We start from the raw sequence: 4,200 nt of genomic DNA, 5'->3' as shown, positions 1-4,200 counted from the left end.
TCGCCAGCAGGCATGGACGAGCCAGGATCTCATTTCCTAACCCTTCTCAAACACGCTCTTAGGTCTTCCAAAGACCACTCCCGCAGATCCACACCGTCCAGGAGCAAGCGTCCTGCGTCCGGCTCGTAGAAGCGTTCCACGAGGGAGAAGATCGTGGTCTTTCCTCCCCCGGACTCTCCCACCAGGGCCACAGTGCTCCCCGCACCGACCTGGAAGCCGACCCTGTCCAGCACCGGCTCGTTCGGCGTGTAGGAGAAGGACACCTCCTCCATTTCCAACGAGGCCGGCCCCTTGGCCCACGGAGTGTTCGTACCCTCTGCTTTCTCCTGGGGCAATTCTTCGACATGGCGCACACGCCGCACAGCCGCCAAACCGGACTGCAGGTCCGTCAAGCCCTGGACCAGCATTCCGATCGGCTGAGTGAGGCTGAACAGATACAGCAGGAAGGCCACCAGGGTGGAGACTTCCAAGTCTCCTGCGGCCACTCGGACCCCGCCGATCCCGAGGACGGAAAGGAAAGCCACCTGAGTGGCCAGACCTGCGGCCACTCGGGCCAGGGCGGTCCACTTGGCGCTGGTCACGACATGATCGCGCGCTGTGTCGGTCGCCCGCACCAACCGTCTGCTCTCACGCCCCTCGACCCCGTTCGCCTTGATGGTCCGGAAAGCACCGAGCACACGTTCGAGACCGGACCCGATCTCGCCCACTGCCGACTGGGCGCGTTCCTGTGCCCGGGCGATACGCGGCATCGCCACTCCCGCCACGGCCAGGATGAGGGTGAAGACAAGCAGCGTGACACCGAGCAGAAGGAGGTCGAGGTAGGCCATCAGGGCGATACCGCCCGCAAGCATGAGTACGGAGTTGCCTGCGTCCACGAATGAGCGACTTGCGACCCTGCTCAGCAGCGTCGTGTCCGCGGTGACTCGGGAGATGAGGTCTCCGGGACGGTCCAGCACACCCACGCGCAGACGCAGGATGTGGCGCACCATGCCTGCACGGACCCCGTGCACGACCCACGCCGACATCCGTTCCAGCACGTAGGCTCCGGCGGCAGCGAGAACCCCGCCCAGGACCACAAGACCGGTGAGGGCAACCAGGGGGGCGGCACCGAAAGCACCTTCACCCACGGAGTCGATGACCCACTTGGCCGCGAGAGGCTGAGCGAGGGAGGCAGCGTTACCCGCCAATCCGAGGATGCCCCCCAGCAGCATCAGCCGCCAGTGGGGCCGGATGTAGGACCACAGGGTGCGCAGATGCACGCCCTTTCCCTCTCTTGCCTCAGCGCTAGAGTCCTGGGGGGGGCGGTGTGCCTTGCACGGTTCTCCTCACCTTTGTCATAGTCGAGCGCGAACAGGGTCCGGCACTGCTCAGTCCGAGCGGGCTCTTTCACGCAATGCGGCGTTGGTCGCTCCCCGGGCACCGATCAGCGCGATCAGCATCGCGAGGATGCCGATCCCGGTCAGGAGTGCCCAGGGGAAGGCCCACAGCGCCGCGCTGATCTCTCCGCCGGCCATCGCCACCGCCATCCAGAAGGTCGCGGCCATCCCCAGGAGCCACGCAGGCACGACCGTGAGGGCCATTTCCCAACCGACCATGGCGTGGATCTGTCTCCGTCCGACGTTGAGCCGTCGCATGGCCATGAGCTCGTCGCGCCGGTCGGAGGCCGACAGAGCGAGTGCATTGACCGCCGCCACCACGAGGAAGACCCCGACCAGGGTTGTGGCTATGGTGCCGAGATTGTCGATTGCGTCGCGGCGCTCCTCGACGTAGGTCGCGCGGAAGGTCGCCTGGTCCTCGACCAGTACAGTGCCCGGTGAGAGCACCGAGGCCAACTCTGCCCTGTCCACGGGCCCACCGACGAGGACATACTCGTGCCAGGCCCGGCCAGTGGTGCCCTCCAGAGCCTGTGCGGCCACCACTGCAGCCTCCTGACCGTTGCGGTCATCGGCGAAAAGCGCCGCCACCTCCAGTTCCGCGGCGCTCTCGGACCCGGTGATGCCGACCTGGACGGTCTCACCCAACTCGATGCCCTGCCGCTGGGCGTATGTGACGCCCAGAGCGAGTCCTTGGCCGGCGTCCACCCGAGCAGGGTCGCCCTCGACAGTCCCGAGGTCGAGCATGTCCATGCCCTGGCCCGAGAACACCGTGCCCCGGGTGGCAGAACCGGGTTCGAACCCGGTGGCCTGCCCTGGTCCGTTGCCTTCGCCATCCACCGCCAACCAGGTCTCACGCAGACCGACGGTGCTCTCGACGCCCTCGACGCGATTCACCGCTTCGTGCGCGGGCTGTGAGAGTCCGGTGTGCTCCTCCCGCACGATGGGCGTACGCACTATGTGCTCGGTGTCGAAACGCTCGGCGACCTCATCGGCATTGTCCAAAGCGAACAGGGGGAGACCGCTCATCGCCCAACCTGCGATGGCCAGACCAACCGCCAAGGGCGCGGACACACCCGCGTACCTGCGATAATGGAGGCGAACATTGGCTGCCGCGATATATCCGCCGACCGGGGAGAGCGCGACAGGGCGACGGGCCGCCAAGGCAACCAGGCGGATCGCAGTGGCCCCGAGGAAGCCAACGCCGACGATCACCAGAAGACTCGCGATCATGCCGTAGCTGGCCTCGAGTGCTTCGGGTACTGCGCCCGCCATGCTGCTTGCTTGCAGCCCGCCAGCGCTCAGGACCGCGATCACGCCCAGGGTGTTGCTGATGATCGCACGGCGGCGCCCCACCGGGGCCGCCTCTCTGCCGGTCAGGGCCTCACCGGGACGGATTCGCAGTGCCGAACGAGCGGTGAACCACGCAGCGACCTGGGCAGCTGCCAGCACCGCGGCCGCCGAGACGAGCAGGGGCATGGGGCCGTAGGACACGGTCAGGACGGGACTCACCACACCCAGGGCCCGGAAGACCTCGATCAGGCCCCAGGCCAGCAGTGCGCCCACCACCCCGCCGGCCACCACGGCCAGCAGAGAGATCAACAGTGCCTCCGCTTGGCAGAGGAAGCGGACCTGCCGGGGTGTGGCCCCGACCGCGCGCAGCAGGGCGAACTGGTCGGCTCGGCGGCGCACCGAGGTGATGAGGGCGCTGCCGACCACTGCGACGGCCATGAAGGCGACGATCCACACCAGCATCGTCATGGCTGAGGCCGAAGCCTGGTGGTCGGGCATGGTGCCTTCCAGGTCGCCCCGGTCGGCTCCCCAAGCCACCTGGTGCGATGGGACACCCGAGGGACTTTCCACATCCGCTGCCAGAGCCTGCGCGACCAGGCGCTCCACCTCTTCACCGACCTGAGCGCCGTCGGTACCGGGCACGAGGCCGACCCCGACGGCGTCGTAACGATTCTCGCTGCGGTCAGCGAGCTCTTCGGCCTGTTCCGGCTGCAGGAACAGCGCGTGTTGGTGCTCCATCGGGCCCTCGGTGGGATCGACGATCCCGGAGAGCTCGAACTCGTGGTCCAGGCCTCCGATCTCGACCCGGACGGTCTCCCCCGTGCTGACTCCGGCACGCTCGGTCAGCGCTGCATCGATGGCGATCTGTCCGGCCGCCGCGGGTTCCCTCCCCTCGACTACCGTGAAAGGGGTCAGGGTGGCGCTGGTCCACGAATGCGCGAACTGCGCCGTGTCCTCCTGGTCGAGGACCGGGGATCCGCCACTGTCCAAAAGTGTGGCGTTCAAGTTCAGCTCAGGGACGGCCGTGTCGACCCCCTCGACGGATTCGATCTCATCGATGAGCGATCCAGGAAAGGTGCCGCTGTCACCGGAGGCGACCACATCGATGCCCGTATACCGTTCAATCGGGGCTCGCGTGTTGTCGACAGATTCCTGGACGATGGCGAACGCGGTTATCAGAGCCGCGCCCACCGTGACCATCAGGAAAGCACCAAAAAGTGTTCCCGCGTCTCGACGCAGTGTGCGCCATGCGATACCGATCATGCCCCACCTACCAGTGCGGTCATGGTTTCACCGATCTTCTGGGCGCTGGGCCGCTCCACCATGTCGGTGATGCGACCGTCCACCAGGAAAAGGACCTGGTCGGAGTATGCGGCGGCGATCGGGTCGTGGGTGACCAGTACGAGCGTCGACCCGAATTCGTCGACCGCCTCACGCAACAGCGCCATGATCTGACGGCTCGATTCGCTGTCCAGTGAGGTGATCCCAGCGACTTTGAAGTGGGATGAAAACGGCAAACCGAACCTGAGGGGAG

At 66.5% G+C, this 4,200-nt stretch carries 2 protein-coding genes and 1 pseudogene; all 3 read right to left on the bottom strand.

The features are described 5' to 3' along the window. Positions 1–29 precede the first annotated feature (29 nt). Entirely contained in the window at positions 30–1,259 is a 1,230-nt protein-coding gene (locus D456_RS24880) for an ABC transporter ATP-binding protein (RefSeq protein ID WP_017578551.1), read from the bottom strand. Positions 1,260–1,367: 108 nt separating this feature from the next. Continuing rightward, positions 1,368–3,929, bottom strand: a complete 2,562-nt coding sequence (locus tag D456_RS0123095; protein WP_026116155.1) for an ABC transporter permease — start codon at positions 3,927–3,929, stop codon at positions 1,368–1,370. Next, positions 3,926–4,200, bottom strand: a pseudogene (locus D456_RS24875) (hypothetical protein); the annotation flags it as partial. The pseudogene D456_RS24875 and the gene D456_RS0123095, both read right to left, overlap by 4 nt.

The organism is Nocardiopsis kunsanensis DSM 44524 (assembly GCF_000340965.1).
Lineage (GTDB): Bacteria > Actinomycetota > Actinomycetes > Streptosporangiales > Streptosporangiaceae > Nocardiopsis > Nocardiopsis kunsanensis.
This window is presented reverse-complemented; position numbering and strand designations above follow the sequence as displayed.

Coding starts and splice junctions, on each gene's coding strand:
- D456_RS0123095 (WP_026116155.1), bottom strand. CDS start 3,929: ATGATCGGTATCGCATGGCGCACACTGCGTCGAGACGCGGGAACACTT.